The 24,165-nt window shown below is 66.7% G+C and carries 22 protein-coding genes and 1 pseudogene; 9 read left to right on the top strand and 14 right to left on the bottom strand.

Going from position 1 to position 24,165, the window contains the following annotated elements; all coding sequences use genetic code 11:
• Positions 1 to 102 precede the first annotated feature (102 nt).
• The 8 genes from ACGI6K_RS19535 to ACGI6K_RS19500 form a co-directional block, all read right to left on the bottom strand.
• Positions 103 to 2,025: a PrkA family serine protein kinase gene (locus ACGI6K_RS19535; RefSeq protein ID WP_376944338.1), complete on the bottom strand. Its 1,923-nt coding sequence runs from the start codon at positions 2,023 to 2,025 to the stop codon at positions 103 to 105.
• Positions 2,026 to 2,380: 355 nt separating this feature from the next.
• A complete protein-coding gene (gene glpE / locus ACGI6K_RS19530; RefSeq protein ID WP_376944336.1) occupies positions 2,381 to 2,722 on the bottom strand; it encodes a thiosulfate sulfurtransferase GlpE in 342 nt (113 codons plus the stop codon).
• Positions 2,723 to 2,792: 70 nt separating this feature from the next.
• On the bottom strand, positions 2,793 to 3,626 hold the full coding sequence (locus tag ACGI6K_RS19525; RefSeq protein ID WP_376944334.1) for a symmetrical bis(5'-nucleosyl)-tetraphosphatase: 834 nt from the start codon (positions 3,624 to 3,626) through the stop codon (positions 2,793 to 2,795).
• Positions 3,626 to 4,006: a Co2+/Mg2+ efflux protein ApaG gene (gene apaG, locus ACGI6K_RS19520; RefSeq protein WP_376944331.1), complete on the bottom strand. Its 381-nt coding sequence runs from the start codon at positions 4,004 to 4,006 to the stop codon at positions 3,626 to 3,628. Before apaG ends, ACGI6K_RS19525 begins: the two co-directional genes overlap by 1 nt.
• Positions 4,007 to 4,047: 41 nt before the next feature.
• Complete coding sequence (gene rsmA, locus ACGI6K_RS19515) at positions 4,048 to 4,866, bottom strand: 16S rRNA (adenine(1518)-N(6)/adenine(1519)-N(6))-dimethyltransferase RsmA (RefSeq protein ID WP_376944329.1); 819 nt, start codon at positions 4,864 to 4,866, stop codon at positions 4,048 to 4,050.
• 123 nt (positions 4,867 to 4,989) lie between these two features.
• Positions 4,990 to 5,976 carry a 4-hydroxythreonine-4-phosphate dehydrogenase PdxA gene (gene pdxA, locus ACGI6K_RS19510; protein WP_376944327.1) on the bottom strand — a complete coding sequence of 329 codons (987 nt, stop codon included), beginning with the start codon at positions 5,974 to 5,976 and terminating at the stop codon, positions 4,990 to 4,992.
• The gene (locus ACGI6K_RS19505; protein WP_376944325.1) at positions 5,973 to 7,271 is read right to left on the bottom strand and encodes a peptidylprolyl isomerase; all 1,299 of its coding nucleotides are present in this window, start codon (positions 7,269 to 7,271) and stop codon (positions 5,973 to 5,975) included. Before ACGI6K_RS19505 ends, pdxA begins: the two co-directional genes overlap by 4 nt.
• Complete coding sequence (locus ACGI6K_RS19500; RefSeq protein ID WP_376944323.1) at positions 7,246 to 10,005, bottom strand: LPS-assembly protein LptD; 2,760 nt, start codon at positions 10,003 to 10,005, stop codon at positions 7,246 to 7,248. The genes ACGI6K_RS19505 and ACGI6K_RS19500 overlap by 26 nt, the downstream gene beginning before the upstream one ends.
• Before the next feature lie 136 nt (positions 10,006 to 10,141).
• Here ACGI6K_RS19500 and ACGI6K_RS19495 point away from each other — a divergent pair, with 136 nt between their 5' ends.
• Genes ACGI6K_RS19495 through ACGI6K_RS19485 form a run of 3 tightly spaced genes read left to right on the top strand, consistent with a single transcriptional unit; the run spans position 10,142 to position 12,592 of the window.
• A complete protein-coding gene (locus ACGI6K_RS19495; RefSeq protein WP_376944321.1) occupies positions 10,142 to 11,164 on the top strand; it encodes an aminoglycoside phosphotransferase family protein in 1,023 nt (340 codons plus the stop codon).
• On the top strand, positions 11,161 to 11,829 hold the full coding sequence (gene murU, locus ACGI6K_RS19490) for an N-acetylmuramate alpha-1-phosphate uridylyltransferase MurU (RefSeq protein WP_376944319.1): 669 nt from the start codon (positions 11,161 to 11,163) through the stop codon (positions 11,827 to 11,829). Before ACGI6K_RS19495 ends, murU begins: the two co-directional genes overlap by 4 nt.
• Before the next feature lies 1 nt (position 11,830).
• On the top strand, positions 11,831 to 12,592 hold the full coding sequence (locus ACGI6K_RS19485; protein ID WP_376944317.1) for a DnaJ domain-containing protein: 762 nt from the start codon (positions 11,831 to 11,833) through the stop codon (positions 12,590 to 12,592).
• Positions 12,593 to 12,762: 170 nt separating this feature from the next.
• Here the strand turns inward: ACGI6K_RS19485 and ACGI6K_RS19480 are convergent, their stop codons facing one another.
• The 4 genes from ACGI6K_RS19480 to ACGI6K_RS19465 form a co-directional block, all read right to left on the bottom strand.
• Complete coding sequence (locus ACGI6K_RS19480; protein WP_376944315.1) at positions 12,763 to 13,248, bottom strand: GlcG/HbpS family heme-binding protein; 486 nt, start codon at positions 13,246 to 13,248, stop codon at positions 12,763 to 12,765.
• A 53-nt stretch (positions 13,249 to 13,301) separates the two neighbouring features.
• Entirely contained in the window at positions 13,302 to 14,306 is a 1,005-nt protein-coding gene (locus ACGI6K_RS19475) for an MFS transporter (protein ID WP_376944313.1), read from the bottom strand.
• Positions 14,303 to 15,163 carry a shikimate dehydrogenase gene (aroE, locus tag ACGI6K_RS19470; RefSeq protein ID WP_376944311.1) on the bottom strand — a complete coding sequence of 287 codons (861 nt, stop codon included), beginning with the start codon at positions 15,161 to 15,163 and terminating at the stop codon, positions 14,303 to 14,305. The genes ACGI6K_RS19475 and aroE overlap by 4 nt, the downstream gene beginning before the upstream one ends.
• 308 nt (positions 15,164 to 15,471) lie before the next feature.
• Positions 15,472 to 15,891: a hypothetical protein gene (locus ACGI6K_RS19465; RefSeq protein ID WP_376944309.1), complete on the bottom strand. Its 420-nt coding sequence runs from the start codon at positions 15,889 to 15,891 to the stop codon at positions 15,472 to 15,474.
• 147 nt (positions 15,892 to 16,038) lie between these two features.
• Here ACGI6K_RS19465 and ACGI6K_RS19460 point away from each other — a divergent pair, with 147 nt between their 5' ends.
• From ACGI6K_RS19460 to trpE, 5 genes are all read left to right on the top strand, one after another.
• Positions 16,039 to 16,926, top strand: a complete 888-nt coding sequence (locus ACGI6K_RS19460) for a LysR family transcriptional regulator (RefSeq protein WP_394543018.1) — start codon at positions 16,039 to 16,041, stop codon at positions 16,924 to 16,926.
• Between the two features lie 152 nt (positions 16,927 to 17,078).
• Positions 17,079 to 18,359, top strand: coding sequence for a 4-aminobutyrate--2-oxoglutarate transaminase (gene gabT, locus ACGI6K_RS19455; protein ID WP_376944307.1), 1,281 nt, complete (start codon positions 17,079 to 17,081; stop codon positions 18,357 to 18,359).
• A 97-nt stretch (positions 18,360 to 18,456) separates the two neighbouring features.
• The gene (gene rpe, locus ACGI6K_RS19450) at positions 18,457 to 19,131 is read left to right on the top strand and encodes a ribulose-phosphate 3-epimerase (protein WP_376944305.1); all 675 of its coding nucleotides are present in this window, start codon (positions 18,457 to 18,459) and stop codon (positions 19,129 to 19,131) included.
• Positions 19,128 to 19,835 (top strand): phosphoglycolate phosphatase, encoded by a 708-nt coding sequence (locus tag ACGI6K_RS19445; protein ID WP_376944303.1) that lies wholly within the window; start codon positions 19,128 to 19,130, stop codon positions 19,833 to 19,835. The genes rpe and ACGI6K_RS19445 overlap by 4 nt, the downstream gene beginning before the upstream one ends.
• 181 nt (positions 19,836 to 20,016) lie before the next feature.
• Positions 20,017 to 21,495 carry an anthranilate synthase component I gene (gene trpE / locus ACGI6K_RS19440; protein ID WP_376944301.1) on the top strand — a complete coding sequence of 493 codons (1,479 nt, stop codon included), beginning with the start codon at positions 20,017 to 20,019 and terminating at the stop codon, positions 21,493 to 21,495.
• A gap of 93 nt (positions 21,496 to 21,588) precedes the next feature.
• Here trpE and ACGI6K_RS19435 read toward each other — a convergent pair whose 3' ends face one another.
• Positions 21,589 to 22,041 carry a GNAT family N-acetyltransferase gene (locus ACGI6K_RS19435; protein WP_376944299.1) on the bottom strand — a complete coding sequence of 151 codons (453 nt, stop codon included), beginning with the start codon at positions 22,039 to 22,041 and terminating at the stop codon, positions 21,589 to 21,591.
• 145 nt (positions 22,042 to 22,186) lie between these two features.
• Between ACGI6K_RS19435 and ACGI6K_RS19430 the strand changes: the two are divergent.
• A pseudogene (locus ACGI6K_RS19430) lies at positions 22,187 to 22,961 on the top strand (aldolase/citrate lyase family protein).
• A 253-nt stretch (positions 22,962 to 23,214) separates the two neighbouring features.
• On the opposite strand, the gene ACGI6K_RS19425 reads toward ACGI6K_RS19430, so the two are convergent.
• Complete coding sequence (locus tag ACGI6K_RS19425) at positions 23,215 to 23,973, bottom strand: TorF family putative porin (protein ID WP_376944297.1); 759 nt, start codon at positions 23,971 to 23,973, stop codon at positions 23,215 to 23,217.
• Positions 23,974 to 24,165: the final 192 nt, after the last annotated feature.

The following is a 24,165-nucleotide window of genomic DNA, read 5'->3' as shown; positions in this document are numbered from 1 at the left end:
CCCCTCCGGGGAGCTGCCAACCTCAAGCCACAAACCGCAAGCGGAGCCGAACTCGGGGGCTTGCTTCCGCCTGCAGCTTAAGACATGGGGTTTGCGGCTGGATTACTGCGACTTTCGAACCCGCAGATACCACTCGGAGAGCAGCCTGACCTGCTTCTCGGTGTAACCGCGTTCGACCATACGCTTGACGAAGTCGTTGTGCTTCTGCTGGTCTTCCTTGCTCGCCTTGGCGTTGAAGCTGATGACCGGCAGCAGGTCTTCGGTATTGGAGAACATCTTCTTCTCGATTACCACGCGCAGCTTCTCGTAGCTGAGCCAACTGGGGTTCTTGCCGTTGTTGTTGGCGCGGGCACGCAGCACGAAGTTGACGATCTCGTTGCGGAAATCCTTCGGGTTGCTGATGCCGGCCGGCTTCTCGATCTTCTCCAGTTCCTCGTTGAGGGCCATGCGGTTAAGGATCTCGCCGGTTTCCGGGTCGCGGTACTCCTGATCCTGAATCCAGAAGTCGGCGTAGAGCACGTAGCGGTCGAAGATGTTTTGACCGTATTCGCTGTAGGACTCGAGGTAGGCGGTCTGGATCTCCTTGCCGATGAAGTCGATGTAGCGCGGCGCTAAGTATTCCTTAATGTAGCGCAGGTAGCGTTCGCGCACCTCCGGCGGGAACTGTTCCTGCTCGATCTGCTGCTCCAGCACGTAGAGCAGGTGCACCGGGTTGGCGGCGATTTCGTGCGGGTCGAAGTTGAACACCTTGGAGAGGATCTTGAAGGCGAAGCGAGTCGACAGACCGTTCATGCCCTCGTCTACCCCGGCGGAGTCGCGGTACTCCTGGATCGACTTGGCCTTGGGATCGGTGTCCTTCAGGTTTTCGCCGTCATAGACGCGCATTTTCGAGTAGATGTTGGAGTTTTCCGGTTCTTTCAGTCGCGAAAGCACGGAGAACTGGGCCAGCATCTTAAGGGTGTCCGGTGCGCAGTGGGCCTTGGCCAGCGAGCTGTGGGTCAGCAGCTTGTCGTAGATCCTGATCTCGTCGGAGACGCGCAGGCAGTAAGGCACCTTGACGATGTAGATACGGTCGATGAACGCCTCGTTGTTCTTGTTGTTGCGAAAGCTGTGCCACTCGGACTCGTTGGAGTGGGCGAGGATGATGCCGCTGTAGGGGATCGCGCCGAGGCCTTCGGTACTGTTGTAGTTACCTTCCTGGGTGGCGGTCAGCAGCGGGTGGAGCACCTTGATCGGCGCCTTGAACATCTCGACGAATTCCATCAGGCCCTGGTTGGCGCGGCACAGCGCGCCGGAGTAGCTGTAGGCGTCGGCATCATTCTGCGGGAATTCTTCCAGTTTGCGGATATCGACCTTGCCGACCAGAGCGGAGATGTCCTGGTTGTTCTCGTCGCCTGGCTCGGTCTTGGCCACTGCGATCTGGTTGAGGATCGAGGGATGCAGCTTGACCACGCGGAACTGGCTGATGTCGCCGCCGAACTCGTTAAGCCGTTTGGTCGCCCAGGGCGACATGATGGTGGAGAGGTAGCGGCGCGGAATGCCGAAGTCCTCTTCGAGGATATCGCCGTCCTCGGCGGCGTTGAATAGCCCCAGGGGCGATTCGAACACCGGCGAGCCCTTGATCGCGTAGAAGGGCACCTTCTCTATCAGTTGCTTGAGCTTTTCGGCCAGGGAGGACTTGCCGCCACCCACCGGACCCAGGAGGTAAAGGATCTGCTTCTTCTCTTCCAGGCCCTGAGCCGCATGGCGAAAGTAGGAGACGATTTGCTCGATGCTGTCTTCCATGCCATGGAAATCGGCGAAGGCCGGATAGCGGCGGATCACCTTGTTGGAGAAGATCCGCGACAGCCGCGGGTCGGTGGAGGTGTCCACCAGTTCCGGCTCGCCGATGGCCATCAGCATCCGTTCGGCTGCGGTGACATAGGCACTGCGGTCCTGCTTGCACAGTTCGAGGTACTCCTGGAGGGAGTACTCTTCCTGACGCGTCGTTTCATAGCGTTGTTGAAAGTGGCTGAAGATACTCATGTCGTCACCTCGTTCGATGCCCGGAGCCGGCTTTAGTTTGAAGCTTTTGGGTGTTGGCGGTTCGCTGACGTGGGCCAGCCGATGAAATCCCCCATGCCCGAAGGTCATTGCCTGGTAATTAATTAGCAAGCCGTGTGCCGGCTTTGCCTCGATCTGGATGGCTTAGCAACAAGAATAGTTCGGTATCGACAGTAGCACGGTTGCGCAAGCAAATGACAAGGGGATGCGCGATTGCCCGAGGCCCGTGGATGACGGTCCGACGAGAGGGGAAAGAAGGCGTCTGCCGCCTGCGCGGAGGCGTCTGGCCCGCCCTGCGGGCCGGAAAGGGTCGAACCTGGATCGGTTCGAACTGGGCTCAGTCAGGCTGGCCCGCCGCCACGTCTGGCGCGACCTCGTCGGGGAAGGTGGCGCGCCACAACTCGAAGCCGCCATCCAGGCTGTAGACCTCGGCGAAGCCCTGCTGGGCCAGGTAGGCTGCGGCGCCCTGGCTGGAGTTGCCGTGGTAGCAGGCGACGATCAGCGGCCGCTGGAAGTCCGCCTGGGCCATGAAGTCGGCGAGGGACTGATTGTCCAGATGGCACGCGCCGGCGATATGGCCCTGGGCATAGCTCTGCGGGTCGCGGATGTCCACCACCACGGCGCCCTGGCTGCGCAGGGCCTGGGCCTGCTGGGGCGGGATACGACGGAATTCGCTCATGTTTGCACCTCGATGGTTGGAACGGGTCGCTCGTCAATGGGAAAAGGCTAACCGATCCGCAACCGCCCCTCTAGCCGGCGTTACCCTTGGCACCATCGCAAGCGCAGCGGTGATATTCGCCGGTGTCCAGGTTGAGCAGGGTCAGCGCGCCGCCCCAGACGCAGCCGGTGTCCAGGGCGATCACTCCGGGTTCGTCGCAGTGGCCTTCCAGGGCGGCCCAGTGGCCGAAGAGGATCTTCTGGCCGCGAGTCTTGCGCCGGGGATGGCTGAACCAGGGGGCGAAGCCGTAGGGTGCGCTGCCCAGCCCCTCCTTGCTTTTCAGATCGAGGGTGCCGTCGGCGGTGCAGAAGCGCATTTGCGTGAAGTAGTTGGCGATCGTCCGCAGCCGCGCCGTACCGCGCAACCGGCCGTTCCAGCGCAAGGGTTCGTTGCCGTACATGCTATCGAGAAATTGCGGTAGCCGGCTGTCGTCGCGGAGGACTTCTTCGACCTCGGCGGCTAGGCGCAACGCCTTTTTCAACGACCATTGCGGCGGGATGCCGGCATGCACCAGAAGGATGCCGCGTTCGCCATCGTGGTGCAGCAGTTTCTGCCAGCGCAGCCAGTCGAGCAACAGGTCGCGATCGGGCGCCTCGAGGATCTCCCGCAGCGTGTCGCTCTTCTTCAGGCGTTCGATGTCGTGCGCCACGGCCAGCAGGTGCAGGTCGTGGTTGCCCAGTACCGTGGTCACCGAGTCGCGCATGCCGTGGATGAAGCGCAGGGTTTCCAGTGACTGGGGACCGCGGTTGACCAGGTCTCCGGTCAGCCACAGGCGATCCCGGCCGGGCTCGAAGGCAACTCTGTCCAGCAGGCATTTCAGGGGCTCCAGGCAACCCTGCAGGTCGCCGGTCGCATACACGGCCATCAGTGCAGGGCCCCGGGCACGGCCAGGCGGAACGGATGGATCGGGGCGTCGAAGGCGTGCCCGTCCTCGGCGACCATCTGGTAGCTGCCCTGCATGGCGCCGACCTGGGTGGCGAGCAGCGTGCTGCTGTCGTAGTTGTGGCTCTGCCCTGGGCCGAGCAGCGGCTGCGTGCCGATCACGCCGGGGCCGCGAACTTCCTGGACATGGCCGTCGCCGTCGGTGATCAGCCAGTGGCGCGACAGCAATTGGGCCGGCAGCAGGCCGTTGTTGCGGATGGTCACGCTGTAGGCGAAGAAATAGCGGTTCTGCTCCGGCTGCGACTGCTCCGGCAGGTAACGGGTCTCGACGCTGACGTCGATCTGATAGCGGGGATCTGACATGCGTTGGGCTCTGTTGGCGGATGGCTGAATAGAGTTCGGACTCATTCGGACGGGCGGTGTTCCTCCGTCCGCGCGTGCAGATGATCGGCCAGGCGGACGAAGGCGGCCAGGTCCAGTTGCTCGGGACGCAGGCTGCCATCGACGCCGGCGGCTTCTATATCCGTGGCGGCGAGCAGGCCCTTGAGGGTATTGCGCAGGGTCTTGCGCCGCTGGTTGAAGGCCTCGCGGACGATGCGCTCGAGCAGGGCGGGGTCTTTAGCCGGATGCGGCAGGGTCTCGTGGGGGGCCAGGCGGACGATCGCCGAGTCGACCTTCGGTGGCGGGTTGAAGGCGCCCGAGCCGACATTGAACAGGTGTTCCACCCGGCAATAGTACTGGACCATGATCGACAACCGTCCCCAGTCGCCACCGCCCGGCTCGGCAGCCAGGCGCTCGACCACTTCCTTCTGCAGCATGAAATGCATGTCGCGGATCAGGCCGGCATGTTCCAGCAGATGGAAAATCAGCGGCGTGGAAATGTTGTAGGGAAGGTTGCCGACGATGCGCAGGCTGTGTGGCGTGCCGCACAGACGGGCGAAGTCGAACTTCAGCGCATCACCCTGATGCAGGTGGAAGCGTGGATCGAGGCCGAACTTCAGTTTGAGCAGCGGGATCAGGTCGAGGTCCAGCTCGATGACGTCGAGTCGTGCACCACTACCGAGCAAACCCTCGGTCAGGGCGCCCTGACCTGGACCAATCTCGACCAGGCGCTCGTCGGCGCGGGGATGGATGGCGCGCAGGATGCGGTGGATGACGCCGGCATCGTGCAGGAAGTTCTGGCCGAAGCGCTTGCGTGCGCGGTGCTGGTACAGCTCGGACATGGGGTGGGCTCCAAGCTTCAAGCCACAAGCTCAAAGCGAATGCAAAAAGACGCAGTTTAGCAGTGAGGCGCGCCAGGCCTGAATCCATGGGCGGCTGGACGGCCACGACGGCTTCGCCCGAGACTAGCGGCCGGCGTCCATCCCGTAGGCGGTTTCCAGCGCCACCTGCAGGCTGCCGGTGTCGACCCGACCGCTGCCGGCCAGATCCAGCGCGGTGCCGTGATCGACCGAGGTGCGCACGATCGGCAAGCCGAGGGTCACGTTGACCGCGGCGCCGAAGCCCTTGTACTTGAGCACCGGCAGGCCCTGGTCGTGGTACATCGTCAGCACCGCGTCGCAGTCTTCGAGGTGTCTGGGGGTGAACAGGGTATCGGCCGGCAGCGGGCCGACCAGATCCAGGCCTTCGCCGCGCAGACGTTCCAGCACGGGTTCGATCACCTCGATTTCCTCGCGGCCCAGGTGGCCGCCTTCGCCGGCATGTGGATTCAGGCCGCAGACCAGGATTCGCGGGCGGGCGATGGCGAACTTGCCGAGCAGGTCGGCGTGCAGGATGCGGATCACCCGCTCCAAGCGTTCGGCGGTGATGGCGTCGGCCACCGCGCGCAGCGGCAGGTGGGTGGTGACCAGGGCCACGCGCAGGCCGGCGGTGGCAAGCATCATCACCACCTGTTCGGTGCCGGTCAGCTCGGCGAGGAATTCGGTATGCCCGGAGAAGGGAATGCCGGCCTCGTTGATCACGCCCTTGTGCACCGGCGCGGTGATCATCCCGGCGAAGTCGCCGGCCAGGCAGCCGCGACCGGCGCGGTCCAAGGTTTCCAAGACGTAGGCGGCGTTCGCCGGATCGAGATGGCCGGCGCGCACCGCAACACGCAGTGGCGTATCCCATACGTACAGGCTGCTGGCCGCGGCGGGAGCGGTCGGCCAGGCTTCCGGCGCGACGGGGATCAGCTCGATGTCGAGGCCTAGCAGGGCGGCGCGCTCCGCGAGCAGCGCACGGCTGGCAATGGCGATCAATGCCTGGGGCTGGGCCTGGCGGGCCAGCAGCAGGCACAGGTCGGGGCCTATCCCGGCCGGCTCGCCGGGCGTGAGGGCGAAGCGCCGCGCGCTCACAGCTTGGTTTCCACGTAAGCTTCGTCGCGGATCTGGCGCAGCCAGGACTGCAGTTCCTCGTCATATTTGCGGTTGCGCAGCACGTTCATCGCCTGCTGTTCGCGGACTTGGGTACTGCTGTCGGTGGCACGCCGGCCGAGCACTTCCAGCACGTGCCAGCCGAACGGGGTCTTGAACGGCGGCGACAGCTCGCCGGCGGGCGTCTTGGCCATCATGTCGCGGAATTCCGGTACCAGGGCGTTCGGGTCGATCCAGTTGAGATCGCCGCCGTTCAGCGCCGACCCTGGGTCTTCCGAGAAGCTCTTCGCCAGTTCGGCAAAGTCCTCGCCGTTGAGAATACGCTCGTAGATGCGTTCGATCAGGCGTCTGGCATCGATATCGGTGCGGATTTCGCTCGGCTTGATCAGGATGTGGCGAACGTGCACCTCGTCGCGGATCTGGGCGCTGCCGCCGCGCTTTTCCAGCAGCTTGAGGATGATGTAGCCGCCCGGCGTACGCACCGGCTCGGTGACGCCGCCGACCGGCAACTGGCTGACCAGGTTATCGAACGGCGGCGGCAACTGGGCCGCCCTGCGCCAGCCGATCTCGCCGCCTTCCAGGGCGGTTTCGCCGGCCGAGCGGGTGATCGCCAGTTGCGCGAAGTCGGCGCCGTCGCTCAGTTGGCGGTAGATCTCCAGCACCTGCTGCTCGGCGGCCTGGATCTGCTCGGGCGGGGCGCCGTCGGGCAGCGGAATGGTAATGTTGGCCAGGCGGAATTCCTCCGACAACTGCAGCTTGCCGAGATCCGAGGCGAGGAAGTTCTGTACTTCGTGATCGCTGATCTGGATGCGGTCGGCCACCACGCGCTGGCGGACGCGGCTGATGATCATCTCGCGGCGTACCTGCTCGCGGGCCTCGTCGAAGGACAGGCCGTCGCGGGCCAGGGCGGCCTGGAACTGTTCAAGGGTCAGGCCGTTGCGCTGGGCGATGGTGGCCATCGCCTGGGCGAGTTCCTCGTCGCCGATGCGGATGCCGGCGCGCGAGCCCATTTGCAACTGGATGCTTTCCAGGATCAGCCGCTCCAGCACCTGGGAGACGAGTTGGTCCCGTGGCGGCAACTGGGCGCCGCGCTTGGCGATGGTCTGCTCGACCTCGCGCAGGCGTCGGTCGAGTTGGGTCTGCATGACCACATCGTTGTCGATGATGGCGACGATACGGTCCAGCGGGCGTACTTCGCCCTGTGCCGCGCTGCCGAGCAGCAAGGTCGCCAGCAGCAGCGAGCGCAAGCGATCAATGAGCTTTTTGTTGCTGTTCACGTTCGAGGTAACCTTCGATGCCTTGGTCGAGGAACGCCTCCACCTTGTTGCCCATCACGCCGCCAAGGCCCTTGAACACTACCTGCAGGAAGAGGCCCTTGTCGGCGTCGTCGTTCTGGTCCGGGTTGAGTTCGTTCTCGTCGTAGCCGATCCAGTAGCGGCTGATCAAGCGCAGCTTCCAGCAGCAACTGTCGTACTCGAAGCCGCCGAAGGCTTCCAGGGTGCGATCGCGGCTGTAGTCGTACTGCCAGCGGGCGATGGCGCTCCAGTGCGGGGCGAGCGGCCAGATAGTCGAGAAGTCGTGCTGGTCGATCTTATAGTAGTCCTTGATGCAGTTCGGATCGGTATCGCAGTTGCCGAAGTCGGTACTGTAGTCCCAGGTACCGGTGGACTGGTTGTAGCGCATCACGTCGTTGCGGTAGCGATAGCCCAGGTTGACGATCTTGTTCGGATTGTCGGCCGGCTGGTAATGGAACATGACGTTGCTGGAGCGGGGATGGCGCTCGTCCGGGTCCCAGTTGAACTCGGAGGTCAGGCGCCAGTCGTGGTTGAAGCGGTACACATATTCCAGCGCATAGGGCGAGACCTTGGACTCGGAGTCGTTGCGCTTCTCGTAATTCACGCGCGGCATCTGCACCCGGCGATCCTGGAAGTAGAAGGTCTGGCCGAAGCTGATGCGCTGGCGTTCGAAGCCGTTGGCTTCGATCCAGCGGCTGGTCACGCCGAGCGACAGTTGGTTGGCGTCGCCGATGCGGTCCTTGCCGGTGAAGCGGTTGTCGCGCCACAGCGAGGCGTAGCTGAAGACGTGCTCGCCGGTATCGAATACCGGTATGTCCTCCTGGTCGCGGTACGGCACGTAGAGGTAGTACATGCGCGGCTCCAGGGTCTGCCGGAAGCCCTTGCCGAACCAGTTGACGTTGCGGTCGAAGTAGAGGCCGCCGTCCAGGCTGTAGAGCGGCACGGTGCGGTCCGGGCTGTCGTCGAAGCGCTGGCCACCGAGCGTGGCCTTGCCCTGGGCGTCCAGATCCAGGTCGTAGCGGGTATGGGCGATCTTGACCGAGGGCTTGAGGTAGCCCCAGGTCCACTCCAGCGGCAGGCTGACGCCCGGCTCCAGGTGGGTGCGGTCGCCTTCGGCGCGATCCAGCCCGGTGATGTATTCGTCGTACCAGCGTTCGTCCGTGTTGCCGTCCTCGTCGGTGAAGAAGCCAGTGCGCAGGTCGCGCTCGAATTTGACGTACTCGGTGCCGTAGGTGAAGTACAGGCCGTACGGGCGGTACGGCAGAAAGCCGTCGAGGCTGATTTGCGGCAGGATGTCGTAGGGCGTGCGATCGGCGATCGTGGTGCGCTCGAAGGCGTGCGCGTTGAGGCGCGCGGTGAAGGTGTCGCCGCGCCAGGTCAGGGTGCCGCGCTGGTCGAGGAAGTCCGGCTGGTTGATGCCCAGGTCGGTGCGCAGGTCCTGGAAGTAGTAGGGGTCGCTGATGTCGGTGAAATCGACCTCGGCCATCAGGCGCGAGTTCAGCCCGCCGATGTGCTGCCAACTGTACATCCAGCGCTGGTCCTCGTAGTCCGACTGCAGTTCGCGCTCGTCATCCTTGTCGTCGATGTAGGCCGCGCCGACCTGGCCTTCGCTGCTCTTGGTCAGGTAGCGGAACTCGCCTTCCAGCAGCAGGCCGCGGTCGGTCATGTAGGTCGGGTAGAGCGTGGCGTCGTAGTTCGGCGCCAGGTTGAAGTAGTAAGGCGCCTGCAGGGAGAGGCCGCTGCTGCCCGAACTGCTGAAGCCCGGCGTCAGGAAACCGGACTGGCGGCGGTTGTCGATCGGGAACTGGATGTACGGGGTGTAGAACACCGGCAGGTCGTGTACCCGCAGGGTCACGTGGGTGGCGGTGCCGCGACCGCTGACCGGGTCCAGCTTGATGTTCTTGCCGCTCAGGGTCCAGGTGTTGCTGCCCGGCTCGCAGGTGGTGTAGGTGCCGTCCTTGAGGCGGATGATCGAGGTTTCCTCGCGTTTGGCCTTGAGCGCGCTACCGCGGGCGTGGGCGCTGTGGACGACGTACTCGGCGTTCTCCACCCGCGCCTCGCCGTTTTCCATCAGCAGCTCGGCGCGGTCGCCGACGACCAAAAAGCCCTTATCGCGCAACCTGACGTTGCCAAGCACCTCGCCCCGACTTTCCTGCTGGTGCAGGCGCGCCTCGTCGGCCTCCACCTGCATGCTGCCCTGGCGCAGCACCACGTCGCCGGCGATCGAGGCGATCTGCTTCTCCTGGTCGTAGCGCGACGCGCGGGCGGAGACGTAGGTCGGTGCGTCGCGCATCGGCGTGCTGTCGTCCATGCCCACCCGTGGCGGCTCGACGTAGGTGCCGGTGCAGTAGGGACTGATTTCGGCCAGTTGCGCCGGGCTCAGCTTCTCCCGCGGTACCCAGTCCAGATGGCTGTAGTCGGCGCTGCGCGAAGCCAGGGCGAAGCCTTCGCTCTCGGTGACCAGGGTCGGCGCGGCCTTCTCCTGGCCGGCGGGCTGCGCGCCGGCAGCGGTCGCTGCGCTGGCGGCTTCGTGCGGGCGCGGCGGTAGGGGTTGGGCACTGGCCTTGGGGGCGCAGTCCCAGCCACCCGTGGCGGAGGGGCGGCAATCGAACTGCTCGGCGGCCAGCAGGCGAGCCGAGCCCAGAATCAACAGGCTACCGGTGACCAGAAGAGGAAACTTTCTGCGGAACAACGAGCGGGGAGGAGTGAGGGCCATCTGAGTTTATGTCCGGGCTTCCTGTCTGTGCGCCAACAGCCGGTACGGCACAGCCTGCGCTAGGCTGGAGTAAGATCGACCATAATAAATCAATGCGTCTGACAACGGCTAGGTCCGTGGGAGTAGGGGGTCGTAGATGTCTGTGGATGGTCGATTGGAAAACCTCGAGCGTTGGCTGGAGCGTTGCCTGCCGGCGCTATTCGCCGAGTACGGCTGGGGGGCGCTTGGGCCGGCGAGCCTGACCCCGGCCAGCAGCGATGCCAGCTTTCGCCGCTATTTCCGCTGGCAGGACGGCGAACGCAGCCTGATTGCCATGGATGCGCCACCGCCCCAGGAGGATTGCCGGCCGTTCGTCAAGGTCGCCGGGCTGCTCGCCGCTGCCGGTGTGCACGTGCCGGAGGTGCTTGCCGCCGATCTCGAACAGGGCTTTCTGCTGCTGACCGACCTCGGCCGGCAGACTTACCTGGAGGTCATCGACGAGCACAACGCCGACGCGCTGTTCGGGGACGCGCTCCGGGCCCTGCTGGCCTTCCAGCGCCTGCCGCAAGACGCCGGCCTACCGGACTACGACGAGGCTCTGCTGCGCCGCGAACTGCAACTGTTCCCCGACTGGTACCTGCAGCGCCACCTCGGCATCGCGCTGGAGGGCACGCAACTGGCGGCCTGGCAACGCGTCTGCGACCTGCTGGTGGACAGCGCCCTGGCCCAGCCGAAGGTGCTGGTGCATCGCGACTACATGCCGCGCAACCTGATGTCGAGCGAGCCCAATCCCGGCGTGCTGGATTTCCAGGATGCGGTCTACGGCCCGGTCACCTACGACGTCACCTGCCTGTTCAAGGACGCCTTCCTCAGTTGGCCCGAGGCGCGCGTGCGCGCCTGGCTGGAGCGCTACTGGAACCTGGCCAGCGTGGCCGGCGTCCCGGTCCAGGCAAGGCTGGAGGACTTCCTGCGCGCCAGCGACCTGATGGGCGTGCAGCGCCACCTCAAGGTGATCGGCATCTTCGCGCGCATCTGTCACCGCGACGGCAAGCTCAGATACCTCGCCGACGTGCCGCGCTTCTTCGGCTACATCGAGGCGGTGCTGGCGCGGCGCCCGGAGCTGGCCGAACTCGGCGCGCTGCTCGCTGCCCTGCCACGACCCGCGGAGCAGCCAGCATGAAGGCGATGATCCTGGCCGCCGGCAAGGGCGAGCGCCTGCGCCCGCTGACCCTGCACACCCCCAAGCCGCTGGTGCGCGCCGGCGGCGTGCCGCTGATCGAGTACCACGTGCGCGCCCTGGCCGCCGCGGGCTTTCGCGAGTTGGTAATCAACCACGCCTGGCTCGGCGCGCAGATCGAGGACTACCTGGGCGACGGCGCGAGCTTCGGGGTGCGCATCGCTTGGTCGGCCGAGGGCGAGCCGCTGGAGACCGGTGGCGGCATCCAGCGTGCCCTGCCGCTGCTCGGCGACGACCCCTTCCTGCTGGTCAACGGCGACATCTGGACCGACTACGACTTCGCCGGCCTGCGCGATATCCCGGTGGCGCTGGCCCATCTGGTGCTGGTGGATAACCCAACGCACCATCCCGAAGGCGACTTCCGCCTCGAAGAGGGCCGGGTCGGCGCCCGCGGCGAACGGCCCGGCCTGACCTACAGCGGCATCGCCGTGCTCGACCCGGCGCTGTTCGCCGCTTGCCGGCCGGGGGCTTTCAAGCTGGCGCCGCTGCTGCTCGCCGCGATGGCCGAGGGGCGGGTCAGCGGCGAGCATTTCCGCGGGCGCTGGGTGGATGTCGGCACCCATGAGCGGCTCGCCGAGGTCGAGCGGCTGCTGGCGGAGCTCCGCTGAGATGGTCTTGCCGTTCGCCCCGCTGGGTGCCCTGGCCGGCCTGCTGGTGAGCGATCTGCCTGGGGGCGTGGTGGGCACCTTGCTCGGCCTGGCGCTGGATCGCCGTCTGAAACTGCGCTCCTGGCGGCAACTGGTCGAGCGCCTAGGCCTGCGTCCGGCGGAAGGCGACCATGAACTGCTGTTCCACCTGCTCGGTCGCCTGGCGCGGCACGAGGGGCCCGTGCAGGAGGCTCATCTGCGCCAGGCTTGTCGCGAGATGGGCGCCCTCGGACTGGATGCGCGGGCGCAGCAGGCGGCTAGCCGGATCTTCGCCCACGGCATGCTCGGCATCGACGGCCTGCGCCGTTCGCTGCAGCGCCTGAGTGGCCAGGCCGAAAGGGTCGAGCACCTGTTGCGCGCGTGCTGGCGGATGGCCTGGGCCGATGGCCGGGTGGGCGCGGCCGAGCGGGAACTGCTGCTGCTTTGGGGACGCTGGCTAGGGCGCAGCAACGCCCAGGTCGAGGCGCTCGGGCACGACTGCGCACCGCTGCCGGCGCCGTCCGAGGACGACGGCTACTGGCGGGCCCTGCGCCTGCTCGGCATCCGCCCCGACAGCGATCCGGCGGCCATCAAGCACGCTTATCGGCGCCTGCTCAGCCGGCATCACCCGGACAAGCTGGGCCGCGCCGGGGCGAGTCCGGCGCGGCTGCGCGCGGCCACGGCGCGGACCCGCGAGCTGCACGAGGCCTATCGGCTGGTTCGCGATCGCCACGGATTCCGTTAGCGCCCGCGTGTCACCGCGGGCGTCGGCCCGGCAGGCTTTGCGCGGCATGCACTGCGGGCCCTGGCGGGGACCTCGGCGCCGCGTCGGAATCGGACCTTTCGCCGGAAGGCGGCCGCGCAGCGAGCCGCCGTCTTCCGCTGCGTTCACAGCATGTACGGCCTATCGAATCTTCACGCCCGGTCTTCGCCGGCGGCCCGCTGCGAAGGTTGGTCCAGCAGGCTCGCCACGGCGTGCACCGCGGCCATGGCGCAGAGCACGTCCTCCTGCTCGGAGGCCCCCGAGACGCCGATGGCGCCCAGGGTCGCGCCCTGCTGCAGGAAGGGTTCCCCGCCACCGAACAGGGCCATGCGCGGCTGCAGCGGCAGGCCCTGGCGGACCGCCGCCGAGCGGCTTTCCAGGCGCGCTTCCCAGGCACTGGTGGAGAAGCCGACGGCCGTCAGCGCCTTGTTCAGTGCGATGTCGCGGCTCTGCAGTGTCGCGCCGTCCATGTGTGCCAGATGGATCAGGTGGCCCGCCGCGTCGACCACGGAGACGCTGATCCGCACCGACAGTTCGGCCGCCTTGTCCAGCGCCGCCTGCAGGGCGTGCCTGGCCAGCGGCAAGGTGATGCTGCCGACCTGGCGTAGATAGGGTGTATGCGTCGTCTTGCCGTTCACGATGAAACCTCCGGGTAATAAGGCAGTGACGGGGCCGTGGCCCCCGTGTCGGTTCAGAACGCGGCCGGCGAGGCGTGTGCCGCGTCGCGCGGGTCGTCCAGGTCCCGGTTGAGCGTCTCCAGGGTCTTGAAGGTCGTGTAGATGGTCGTCAGGGTCAGCAGCGCCAGGTAGCAGGCGATGGGGAACCAGGCGCCGGTCGCCGCCTGCGGATCATCGGGGTTCAGGGCGACGACCGCGGCGATGATTCCCGCGCCGACCATGGGCGCGATACCGCCGGCGACGGCCGCGGAGGCCTCGCGGGCGACGGACACCCCCATGTAGCGATGGCCGGCGCCGAACAGTTCCGGCATGAGCGCGGCCTGGGTGCCGAACCTGCCCCAGGTACCGATCCCGAGCGCGATGGAAATGGCGATCACGCTGGCGACGACCTCGCCCTGGCTCAGCACCCACCAGACCGGGAAGGCCAGCGCCAGTTGCAGGAACGCGAAGGCGCGGTAGACGGCGACGCGCCCGAACCTGTCGCTCAGCTTGCCGGCGACCGGCACGGTGCAGGCGCCGACGGCGGCCGCGCAGATCAGGGTGATCACCCCGACCGGCCCTTCGAGGCCGATGACGCCGACGATGAAGCTCACCGCCGGGGCTTGGTAGATGGACGAGCCGCCGTTTTCCGCGAGGCGCAAGCCGACGCCGATGAGCAGAGTGCGCCTGGAGTGGGTGAGCACGGTTTTCAGCGGGTTGTCGAGGGTGCGTTTGTGCTCCTGTATCTTGACGAAGGTCGGCGACTCCTTCAGGCGCAGGCGCACGGCGAAGCCCAAAAAGTAGGTTCCGAAACTGGCGATCAGGCGCATTTCCGGCGTCTGCTCGGGAAAGAACAACGGACCGAAGATGAGCGCCGACGCCAGGGTATACAGGGCGAAGTCGTAGTATTCGAGGGCGCTGCCCAGCGAGCAGGCCCAGGCGGCGCGGCGCAGGTCCTTAGCCTGGATGCCGTCGTCGTGTCGTGCCGCCGCTTCGGTGGCGTGCAGTGAATCGACTATTGTTGGATTTGTCGTCGTCATGGTGTTTCCTCAAGATGCCTTGGCGGGGATTCTTGCGGGGGGCACAGGCGCAGGCGCTCGATCTCCTGCAGCATTGCGCGCTCCATTACCGCGATGGGCGCGTCCTGGCCCGTGTAGAGTTCGATCTGCCGGCAGGCCTGGTGCACGAGCATGCGGGTGCCGGCGACGGTCGTGCAGCCGAGCTGCCGCGCCTGGCGCAGCAGCTCCGTCTCGACCGGAATGAAGGCGACATCCATCACAACCAGGTGGGAGGCCAGCTGGCCGTCCAGGGGATTCGTCCCGGGCTGGCGGAAGCCGGCCGAGGTCGCGTTGATGACGGCGTCGAAGGCGTCGGCCGCGAAGTCGTCGATGCTGCCGCCGAATCCGACTTCCAGCGATTCGGCGAGCGTCCTGCCGCGTTCCGCGCTGCGATTGAAGACTTCCACTCGGGCGCCGGCCTGCCGGCAGCCATAGGCGACCGCCTTCGCCGCTCCGCCGGCGCCGATGACCGCGATGCGCTTGCCGGCCGATCGGATCGCTTCCTGCAAGGCGCGCACCGCGCCCAGGTAGTCCGTGTTGTAGCCGGTCAGCACGCCGTCCCGGTTGTCGATGGTGTTGACCGCGCCGATCGCCCGGGCCGATTCGTCGATTGTGTCGAGGTACGGCGTCACGGTCGATTTGTACGGCATGGACACGTTCATCCTGCGCACGCCCAGCGTCCGTATCGCCTGGACGGCGGCGCGCGGGTCCTCGACGCCGAAGCATATGAAGGTGTAGTCGAGTCCGAGCGCCGCATAGGCCGCGTTGTGGATCTTCTCGCCCAGCGAGAAGGGCTTGCCCATGATCGAGCCGCACAGGGTGGGAATGGATTTGGGCATGTCGGTTTCCTTGGGTTGTGGGACGTTGTCGAGGGACGAGAAGCCCGCGGTCGGTTCCGTTCGCCGACCGTTTCGCCGGGGCCGTTCGGTTCGGTTCGCCGCGCGCCGTTCCCGGCCACGGGGCGCTGGGTCCCGCTAGAGCATTTTCATGAAACACAGGTTCACTTCCGCAACCCATCGTAGGTTGGGCCGAGCCCCGCGAAGCCCGACGCCGCGAGGCTGTCGTCGATACAGATGGTCGGGGTTCGCAGGCTCACCCCAACCTACGTAGCTCACCAGAAGGTGAATCCGAATAAGGTGAAAATGCTCTAGACGCCGCCGCTCGGGCCGCCGTCCACGCGAAGCATGAAGTCCGAGGTCGGCGAGGCGAGGGGCACGGCGGGCTCCTCCGGCGTTCTCCCGCGGCCGGCCGGCGTGCGCCTGCATGGCCCGGCGGAGAACTCCCGGTCGTCGACCGGGGCACGCTTGGGTTCCATCTGGAAATAGCCGGGGGCCAGGCGGTCGGCCTGGTTCGCGCGCAGGCCCCGGGTCGGCATGCGTGGCGTGCCCTTGCTGATGGCGCAGGGGGCGGGCGACGGGCACACCGGTTCGCCTTGCCGTTCGTCGCGCAGCATCGCCGCGGCCGCCCGCTCCAGGCCGTGCGCCAGTTCGAAACCGATTCCCCGACAAGCGCCGGCCATCAGCGTCCGGCGGTCGTCGGGACGAAGGCGATCAACAGGTTTTATCATTGGCGATTCCCGGCTCACTGGCGGATTTTTATGCTTTGTGCGCTACTTCAACGCAGCTTTCAGGAAGCGTCCAATTATCATTGCTGATGCTGTTATCAAGAATTGTGATCACGCTTGGCGGGTGCTTCGTCGATAAGGGGAATACCCATGGAACTCAAGCATTTGCGCGCCTTCGTCGTGCTCGCGGAGGAGCTTCACTTCGGCCGCGCGGCGCAGCGCCTGTCGATCGTGCAGCCGGCGCTCAGCATGCAGATCAAGACGCTGGAGGAGGAACTGGGTACGAAGCTGTTCGAACGGGACCGGCATTCCGTCGCGCTCAGCGAGGTGGGCCGCATCTTTCTCCCGGAAGCCCGCGCGGCGCTGCACCAGTCGGCCCGGGCGATGGATATTGCCAGGGCCTCGGGGGAGATCGGCCGGATACGGATCGCCTTGGTTTCCTCGGTGCTGCCCAACCTGCTGCCGACGCTGATCCGCGCCCTGCATGCCCGCTTTCCCCGGATCGAGCTGGAACTCAAGGACCTGCCCACGCCCGACCAACTGGCCGCGCTGCGCGACGGCCAGCTCGACTTCGGCCTGGTCCGCCTGCCCGTTCCCGGTGGCGCGGGTATCAGGACACGGGTCGTCCTGCACGAGTCCTTCGTCGTCGCCCTGCCGGCGGATCATCCGCTGGCAGGGCGCGTCTCGCTGTGCCCGGCCGACCTGGCGCGGGCCCCGCTGTTTCTTCTGGCGCGGCGCTACGCGCCCGGCTTCTACGGCGAGCTCGTCGCGGCGCTGGAGCGGCACGGCGTGGCCCTGCAGGTCGCCTCCGAACTCGGCGAGTTCTCGACCATGCTGGCGCTGGTCTCGGCCGGCCTCGGGCTGGGACTGCTGCCTTCCGAGGCGGCGCAGGCGCTGCCGCCGAACGTCGTGGCCAGGCCACTCGAACTCGGCGGCCACCGGGCGGCGCTCGGCCTGGCCTGGACGGAGCTGGACACGCCGCTCAAGAACACCCTGTTCGGGTTGCTGCAGGAGCTTTTTCCCGATCCCCCCGAGTGAGGCGCGCGAGCGTCGCCGCCGCTCGCGAGCGGGCGGCCGGACCGCTGCTGCGTTAGAGTGATGGAGGAAGGCCGATCGGGACGCCCGCGCCTTGTCGCCAGCGCCCCGATCCTCCTTGAGCGAAGCGCCGCCGCGCGGCCAGAGAGGACTCCATGAGCAGGACCAACGAATCTTTGATGCAACGCCGGATCGCCGCGGTGCCGCGCGGCGTCGGGCAGATCCACCCGATCTTCGCCGAGCATGCGCGCAACTGCAGCGTGGTCGATGTGGAGGGGCGCGAGTACATCGACTTCGCCGGCGGCATCGCCGTGCTCAACACCGGCCACCTGCACCCGAAGGTCGTCGAGGCGGTGCAGCGGCAATTGCACAAGCTGTCGCACACCTGCTTCCAGGTGCTGGCCTACGAGCCCTACGTCGAACTCTGCGAAAAGCTCAACGCGCGCGTGCCGGGCGACTTCGCCAAGAAGACCCTGCTGGTCAGCACCGGCTCGGAAGCGGTGGAGAACGCCGTGAAGATCGCCCGCGCCGCCACCGGGCGGACCGGGGTGATCGCCTTCACCAGCGCCTATCACGGGCGCACCCTGATGACCCTGGCGCTGACTGGCAAGAAGGTGCCCTACGCCGCCGGTATGGGCCTTATGCCCGGCGGCGTGTTCCGCGCCCGCTACCCCAGCGCATTGCACGGCATCGACGTCGCCGAGGCGCTGGCCAGTGTCGAGCGGGTGTTCAAGAACGACGCCGAGCCGTGCGATATCGCCGCGATCCTGGTCGAGCCGGTGCAGGGCGAGGGTGGCTTCAATGTCGCCCCGCCGGAGTTCATGCGCGGCCTGCGGGCGATCTGCGACCGCCACGGTATCCTCCTGATCGCCGACGAGGTACAGACCGGCGCCGGACGCACCGGCACCTTCTTCGCCATGGAGCAGATGGGCGTGGCCGCCGACCTCACCGCCTTCGCCAAGTCCATCGCCGGCGGTTTTCCGCTGGCCGGCGTGTGCGGCCGGGCCGAGCCCATGGACGCCATCGCTCCCGGCGGGCTCGGCGGCACCTATGCCGGCAGCCCGCTGGCCTGTGCCGCGGCCCTGGCGGTGCTGGAGGTGTTCGAGGAGGAGCGCCTGCTGGAGCGCGCCCGGGACATCGGCGCGCGGCTGAGCGAAGGGCTGCGGGCCATCCAGGGGCGTCATCCGTCGATCGTCGAGGTACGCGGTCTCGGCGCCATGGTCGCCATGGAGCTGTGCGAGGGCGGCGATCCGCACAAGCCGGCCACCGCGCTGACCGGACAACTCGTCGTCCGGGCGCGGGACAAGGGGCTGATCCTGCTGTCCTGCGGCGCTTACGGCAACGTGCTGCGTTTCCTGATGCCCCTGACCGTCCCGGACGAACTGCTCGAACGCGGCCTGGCGATTCTCGCCGAGTGTTTCGACGAACTGGCCTGAGCCGCCTTGGCATGCCGGGGCGAAACGCCACGCTTGCCGCCCCGGCAACGAAGCGGGAAACTGCGCGCTCCTGCCGCGAGCCGTTTCGAGGTCATCCATGCAGCCTTTCGCCATCGCCCCGTCGATCCTGTCCGCCGACTTCGCCCGCCTGGGCGAAGAAGTGGACAGGGTCCTCGCCGCCGGCGCCGACATCGTCCACTTCGACGTGATGGACAACCACTACGTGCCCAACTTGACCATTGGCCCGATGGTCTGCACGGCGCTGCGCAGGTACGGCATCGGGGCGCCCATCGACGTGCACCTGATGGTCAAGCCGGTCGACCGCATCATCGGTGACTTCCTGGAGGCCGGCGCCAGCTACATCACCTTCCACCCGGAAGCCTCCGAGCACATCGACCGCTCCCTGCAACTGATCAAAGACGGCGGCGCCAGGGCCGGCCTGGTGTTCAACCCGGCGACCCCGTTGGACTGCCTGAAGTACGTGATGGACAAGCTCGACATGGTGCTGCTGATGAGCGTCAACCCCGGCTTCGGCGGACAAAAATTCATCCCCGGCACCCTCGACAAGCTGCGCGAGGCGCGCGCGCTGATCGACGCCAGCGGCCGGGATATTCGCCTGGAAATCGACGGCGGGGTCAACGTGAAGAACATCGGCGAGATCGCCGCCGCCGGCGCCGACACCTTCATCGCCGGTTCGGCGATCTTCGGCCAGCCCGACTACAAGGCAGTGATCGACGCCATGCGCGCCGAACTGGCGAGGGTGCGCCCATGACACCCCTGCACGCGCTGTTCGACGGGCGCCTGCCGAAACTGGCGATGTTCGACCTCGATGGCACCCTAGTGGACTCGGTGCCGGACCTGGCGGCGGCGGTCGACCGCATGCTGGTCCAGCTCGGCCGGGCGCCGGCCGGCGTTGAGCGGGTGCGCCTGTGGGTCGGCAACGGCGCGCGGGTGCTGGTGCGCCGCGCCCTGGCCGGCGACCTCGACCATCAGGGCGTGGACGCCGCCGAGGCTGAGGCGGCCCTGGCGCTGTTCATGGACGCCTACGCCGACAGCCACGGGCTGACCCGCGTCTATCCCGGCGTGCCGCAAACCCTCGACTGGCTGCGCGAGCACGAGGTGGCTCTCGCCCTGATCACCAACAAGCCATCGCGCTTTTTGCCCGAACTGCTGGCCGACAAGGGGCTGGACGGCTACTTCCGCTGGATCGTCGGTGGCGACACCCTACCGCAGCAGAAGCCCGATCCGGCGGCGCTGTTCTGGGTGATGGCGCAAGCCGGTGTGCAGGCGGAAGAAGCACTGTTCGTCGGCGACTCGCGCAACGACGTGCTTGCCGCACGGGCGGCGGGCGTCGCCTGCGTGGCGCTGTCCTACGGCTACAACCACGGCCAGCCGATCGCCGAGGAAGGGCCGGCGCTGGTGCTCGACGCTCTGTCCGCGCTGGTTGATCCGACAACGGGGGCTGAGCTAGTGTGATTAAGTTAATCGTTCGTTTTGCCTCCGAGAGAAACGCAATCGTGGTGGTCTCCCGCAAACTCTGGATGAAGGTCATCAAGGCCCTGGCCCGTTGGCGCTGGCGCGCCTGACCACAGCTCCCGCCGGTTCGCCGGCGCGTTTGCCCCTTTCCCGTAATTCCCGCCCGCCACGAGGCTAATTCATGATCCGCGAAGAATTCCTGCGCCTGGCCGCCGAAGGCTACAACCGCATTCCGCTCGCCTGCGAAACCCTCGCCGATTTCGATACCCCGCTGTCGATCTACCTGAAACTCTCTGACGTGCCCAACTCCTACCTGCTCGAATCGGTGCAGGGCGGCGAGAAGTGGGGTCGCTACTCGATCATCGGCCTACCGGCGCGCACCGTGCTGCGCATCCATGGCCAGCGGGTGACGGTGAGCGTGGACGGCAAGGAGGTGGAGTGCCACGACTGCGAGGACCCGCTGGCTTTCGTCGAGCAGTTCAAGGCGCGCTACCGGGTGCCGGACCTGCCGGGGCTGCCGCGCTTCAACGGCGGTCTGGTCGGCTACTTCGGCTATGACTGCGTGCGCTACGTCGAGAAGAGGCTCGCCCGTTGCCCGAATCCCGATCCGCTGGGCACCCCGGACATCCTGCTGATGGTTTCCGACGCGGTGGTGGTGTTCGACAACCTGGCCGGCAAGATGTACCTGATCGTCCTCGCCGATCCCGGTGCGGCGGATGCATACGAGCAGGGCCAGGCGCGCCTGCAGGCGCTGCTGGAACAGTTGCGCCAGCCGCTGGCGCCGCGCCAGGGCATCGATCTTTCCGCCCCGCCCGGTGCCGAGCTGGCATTTTGCGCCAGCTTCGGCCGCGAGGACTACGAGCGCGCGGTGGACACCATCAAGGAGTACATCCTCGCTGGCGACTGCATGCAGGTGGTGCCCTCGCAGCGCATGTCGATCGACTTCAAGGCCGCGCCCATCGATCTGTACCGGGCGCTGCGCTGCTTCAACCCGACCCCCTACATGTACTTTTTCAACTTCGGCGACTTCCACGTGGTCGGCAGCTCGCCGGAGGTGCTGGTGCGCGTCGAGGACGGTCTGGTCACGGTTCGCCCGATCGCCGGCACCCGCCCGCGCGGCGCCAGCGAGGAAGCCGACCTGGCGCTGGAGCGCGACCTGCTCTCCGACGCCAAGGAGCTGGCCGAGCACCTGATGCTGATCGACCTGGGCCGCAACGACGTCGGCCGGGTCGCCGACACTGGCTCGGTTAAGGTCACCGACCGGATGGTCATCGAGCGCTACTCCAACGTCATGCACATCGTCTCCAACGTCACCGGCCAGCTCAGGGAAGGGCTGACGGCGATGGACGCGCTGCGCGCCATCCTGCCGGCCGGCACCCTCTCCGGCGCACCGAAGATCCGCGCCATGGAGATCATCGACGAGCTGGAGCCGGTCAAGCGCGGTATCTATGGCGGCGCGGTCGGCTATCTGGCGTGGAACGGCAACATGGACACCGCGATCGCCATCCGCACCGCGGTGATCAAGGACGGTGAACTGCATGTGCAGGCCGGCGCCGGCATAGTCGCCGATTCGGTGCCGGCGCTGGAATGGGAGGAGACCCTGAACAAGCGCCGCGCCATGTTCCGCGCCGTGACCCTGGCCGAGCAGGGCGGGGCCTGATCCGGCGGCGTCGGGGCGGACAAACGCCGAAGGCCTGTCCGTCAGGGTGGCTGGCTACGGCCATCTACCCTGCGGACCGCGCGGTGGACGCTGTCATTGTGGGTCGAGCGCCAAGCGCAGGGGGATCATCGGCGAGCGGGCGAAGCCCTGGCGGGCGTAGAAGCGCTGGGCGTCGAGGTTGTCGGCGTCGGTCAGCAGGGTGATGCGTCGGCAGCCGCGCCGCCGCGCGGTGGCGGTGGCCGCTTCCAGCAGTTGTGTGCCGAGGCCCCGGCCGCGGGCCATGGCGTCCACCACCATGTCTTCGAGCAGCGCCACTGGCGTGCCCAGGGCGGTGGAAATCGTGTAGAGCAGGTTGACCATGCCGAGGGGCCGCCCGTCTTCCTCGGCGAGCAGGATCTCGCCGACCCGCGGGTCTTCGACTATCGCCGCCAGGCCGCGTTGCTGCGCCTCGCGGTCGGGCGTGAATTCGGCTTCCTGGGCGAACAACTGGTCGAGCAGGCGGCACAGCGCCGGAATGTCGGTGGCGCTGGCGGGACGGATTTCCATGGTCGTTTCTCCGCGAATCTCGGGGTGACGGGCTTCTCCCGGGACGGCACCCGGCTTAACGTACGGGCTCATTACCGGCAGGCCGGCATGATAGCGCCTATCCCGGCTCCGGCCTTCCTTCCCTTCGCCTGCCAAGAAGCGAACCATGCAGATGCCCGTCAACACCTTCAGGCAACCCCAGGTCCGGGAGGCACAGATCGGCGTCTGGATCGGCCTGGCCGACCCTTATTGCGCGGAGCTGGCGGCCAATGCCGGCTTCGGCTGGCTGCTGCTCGACGGTGAGCACGCGCCCAACGATCTGTGCTCGCTGCTCGGCTAGTTGCAGGCGCTGGCGCCAGCCTGCCAGGCGGTGGTCCGCCCGCCGCTCGGCGATCCGGTGCTGATCAAGCAGTTGCTCGATATCGGCGCGCAGACCCTGCTGGTGCCCCAGATGGAGAGCGCCGAACAGACGCGGGGGCTGGTCGCCGCCATGCACTACCCGTGGCATGGCATTCGCGGGATCGGCGCGGCCTTGGCCCGCGCCTCGCGCTGGAGCAGCATCCCCGACTACCTGGACGAAGCCGACGTGCAGATGTGTCTGCTGGCGCAGGTGGAGAACGTCAGGGGCCTGGAGAATCTCGATGCCATCGCCGCGGTCGAGGGGGGACGGGGTCTTCATCGGTCGGTGGATCTGTCCGCCTCCATGGGCCGGCGCGGCGAGCCCGTTCATCCCGAGGTGGTGGCGGCCATCGAGGACGGCATCGCCCGCATCCGTCGCGCCGGCATCCTCTCCAGCGACGAGGGCGCCGCGCGCCGCTACTTGGCTGGGTTGCGCCTTCGTCGCCGTGGGGGTCGACTCCAGCCTGCTGATGCGTTCCATGAAGGCCCTGGTCGGACGCTTCAAGGGCACCGTCGTGGAGAGCGCCGAAGGCGGCTACTGACCCAAACTGGCGGCGCCGCTCCGCGCGGCCGCGCCTTGCACGGGGTCGAGTGCGCGCGGAGAAGCCCGGTCGTTCCGAACGAACGACGCGTCGCGCCAGGATAGGTTCGTCCCTGTGGGGGCGCGGTGGATGGCGCCATGCATCGTTGCGGGACCTGGCGAGGGAATACCGTTTCCTGTGTCCCGTGCCTGGCCGAGCGCGGCCAGGCGCCATCCGGCGTGATGACGCGGCCGGCGGAGGGAGGCCCTGTGGCTCAGAAGACCTTGGACACCGAGGCGACGAAGTTGGCGTTGCAGTAGGTGTCGTTGCCGGCGTAGTTCTCGCACTCCTCGTCCTCCAGGTCGGTCTGGGTGTAGGTCAGGCCGAACTGCAGGCCGACGAACTCCTTGCTCACCCCGACGTACCAGTCGTAGTAGGCGTCCTCGCCCCTAGTCGCGCCGTTCTTGAAGAAGGTGTCGTCCTTGAAGTCGTACTTGCCGAAGCGCAGGGACAGGCCGATCCCATAGGGCAGGTCGCGCTTATAGCCGATGTAGGAGTAAACCACGTTGTTGTCGCTGTTGACGTCGTCGGAATAGTTGATGCCGATCTTGACGCCGTAGGCCGAGAGGCTGCCGTAGAACTCGCTGTAGTTCAGGTCGGCATTGTCGAGGTGGTCCTTCACATAGTCGTACTTGAGCCAACCCACGTCGAAGGCCAGTTCCTCGGTGATGTTGCCGCCGTAACCGAAGTAGTAGTCGCGCTCCATGGTCGCATCGGAGGTTTCGTAGTCGGTGTTGGAAACCCAGGCGCCGACGTACAAACCGCTCTCGTGGACGATGTCCAGCCCGCCCTGGATGGCCGGGTCGCCCTTGGTCTGCGAGATGCCGCGGAAGATGTACTCGGAGGCCAAGGTGACGTTGGCGCTGACGTTGAACTCGCCCAACGGCGTGTCCAGCGTCGTCCCCGCCACGGCGATGCAACTGCCGGTCATGGCGCCGGCGGCGGTGAGGACGAGGGTGGTTTTCTTGAGCATGGCTCTTCAGTCCTTGTTGCGTTGCGCTGTCGCACGCATCGTTAGGTAAAGCTTTCCCTGAGAAAAGCACAGGGCTTGCCGACCATCAAAAAAATGCCGAAAAAAGGATTTCCTTGCGATTTTCATGGAATTTGCGCACCAAATCGAGCGTGTTGCGCCCTTGGTGCGCATTGTTCCGGTGCGCGCGTCCTC

The sequence above is a fragment of the Azorhizophilus paspali genome (assembly GCF_043587585.2).
Taxonomy (GTDB): domain Bacteria; phylum Pseudomonadota; class Gammaproteobacteria; order Pseudomonadales; family Pseudomonadaceae; genus Azotobacter; species Azotobacter paspali.
This window is presented reverse-complemented; position numbering and strand designations above follow the sequence as displayed.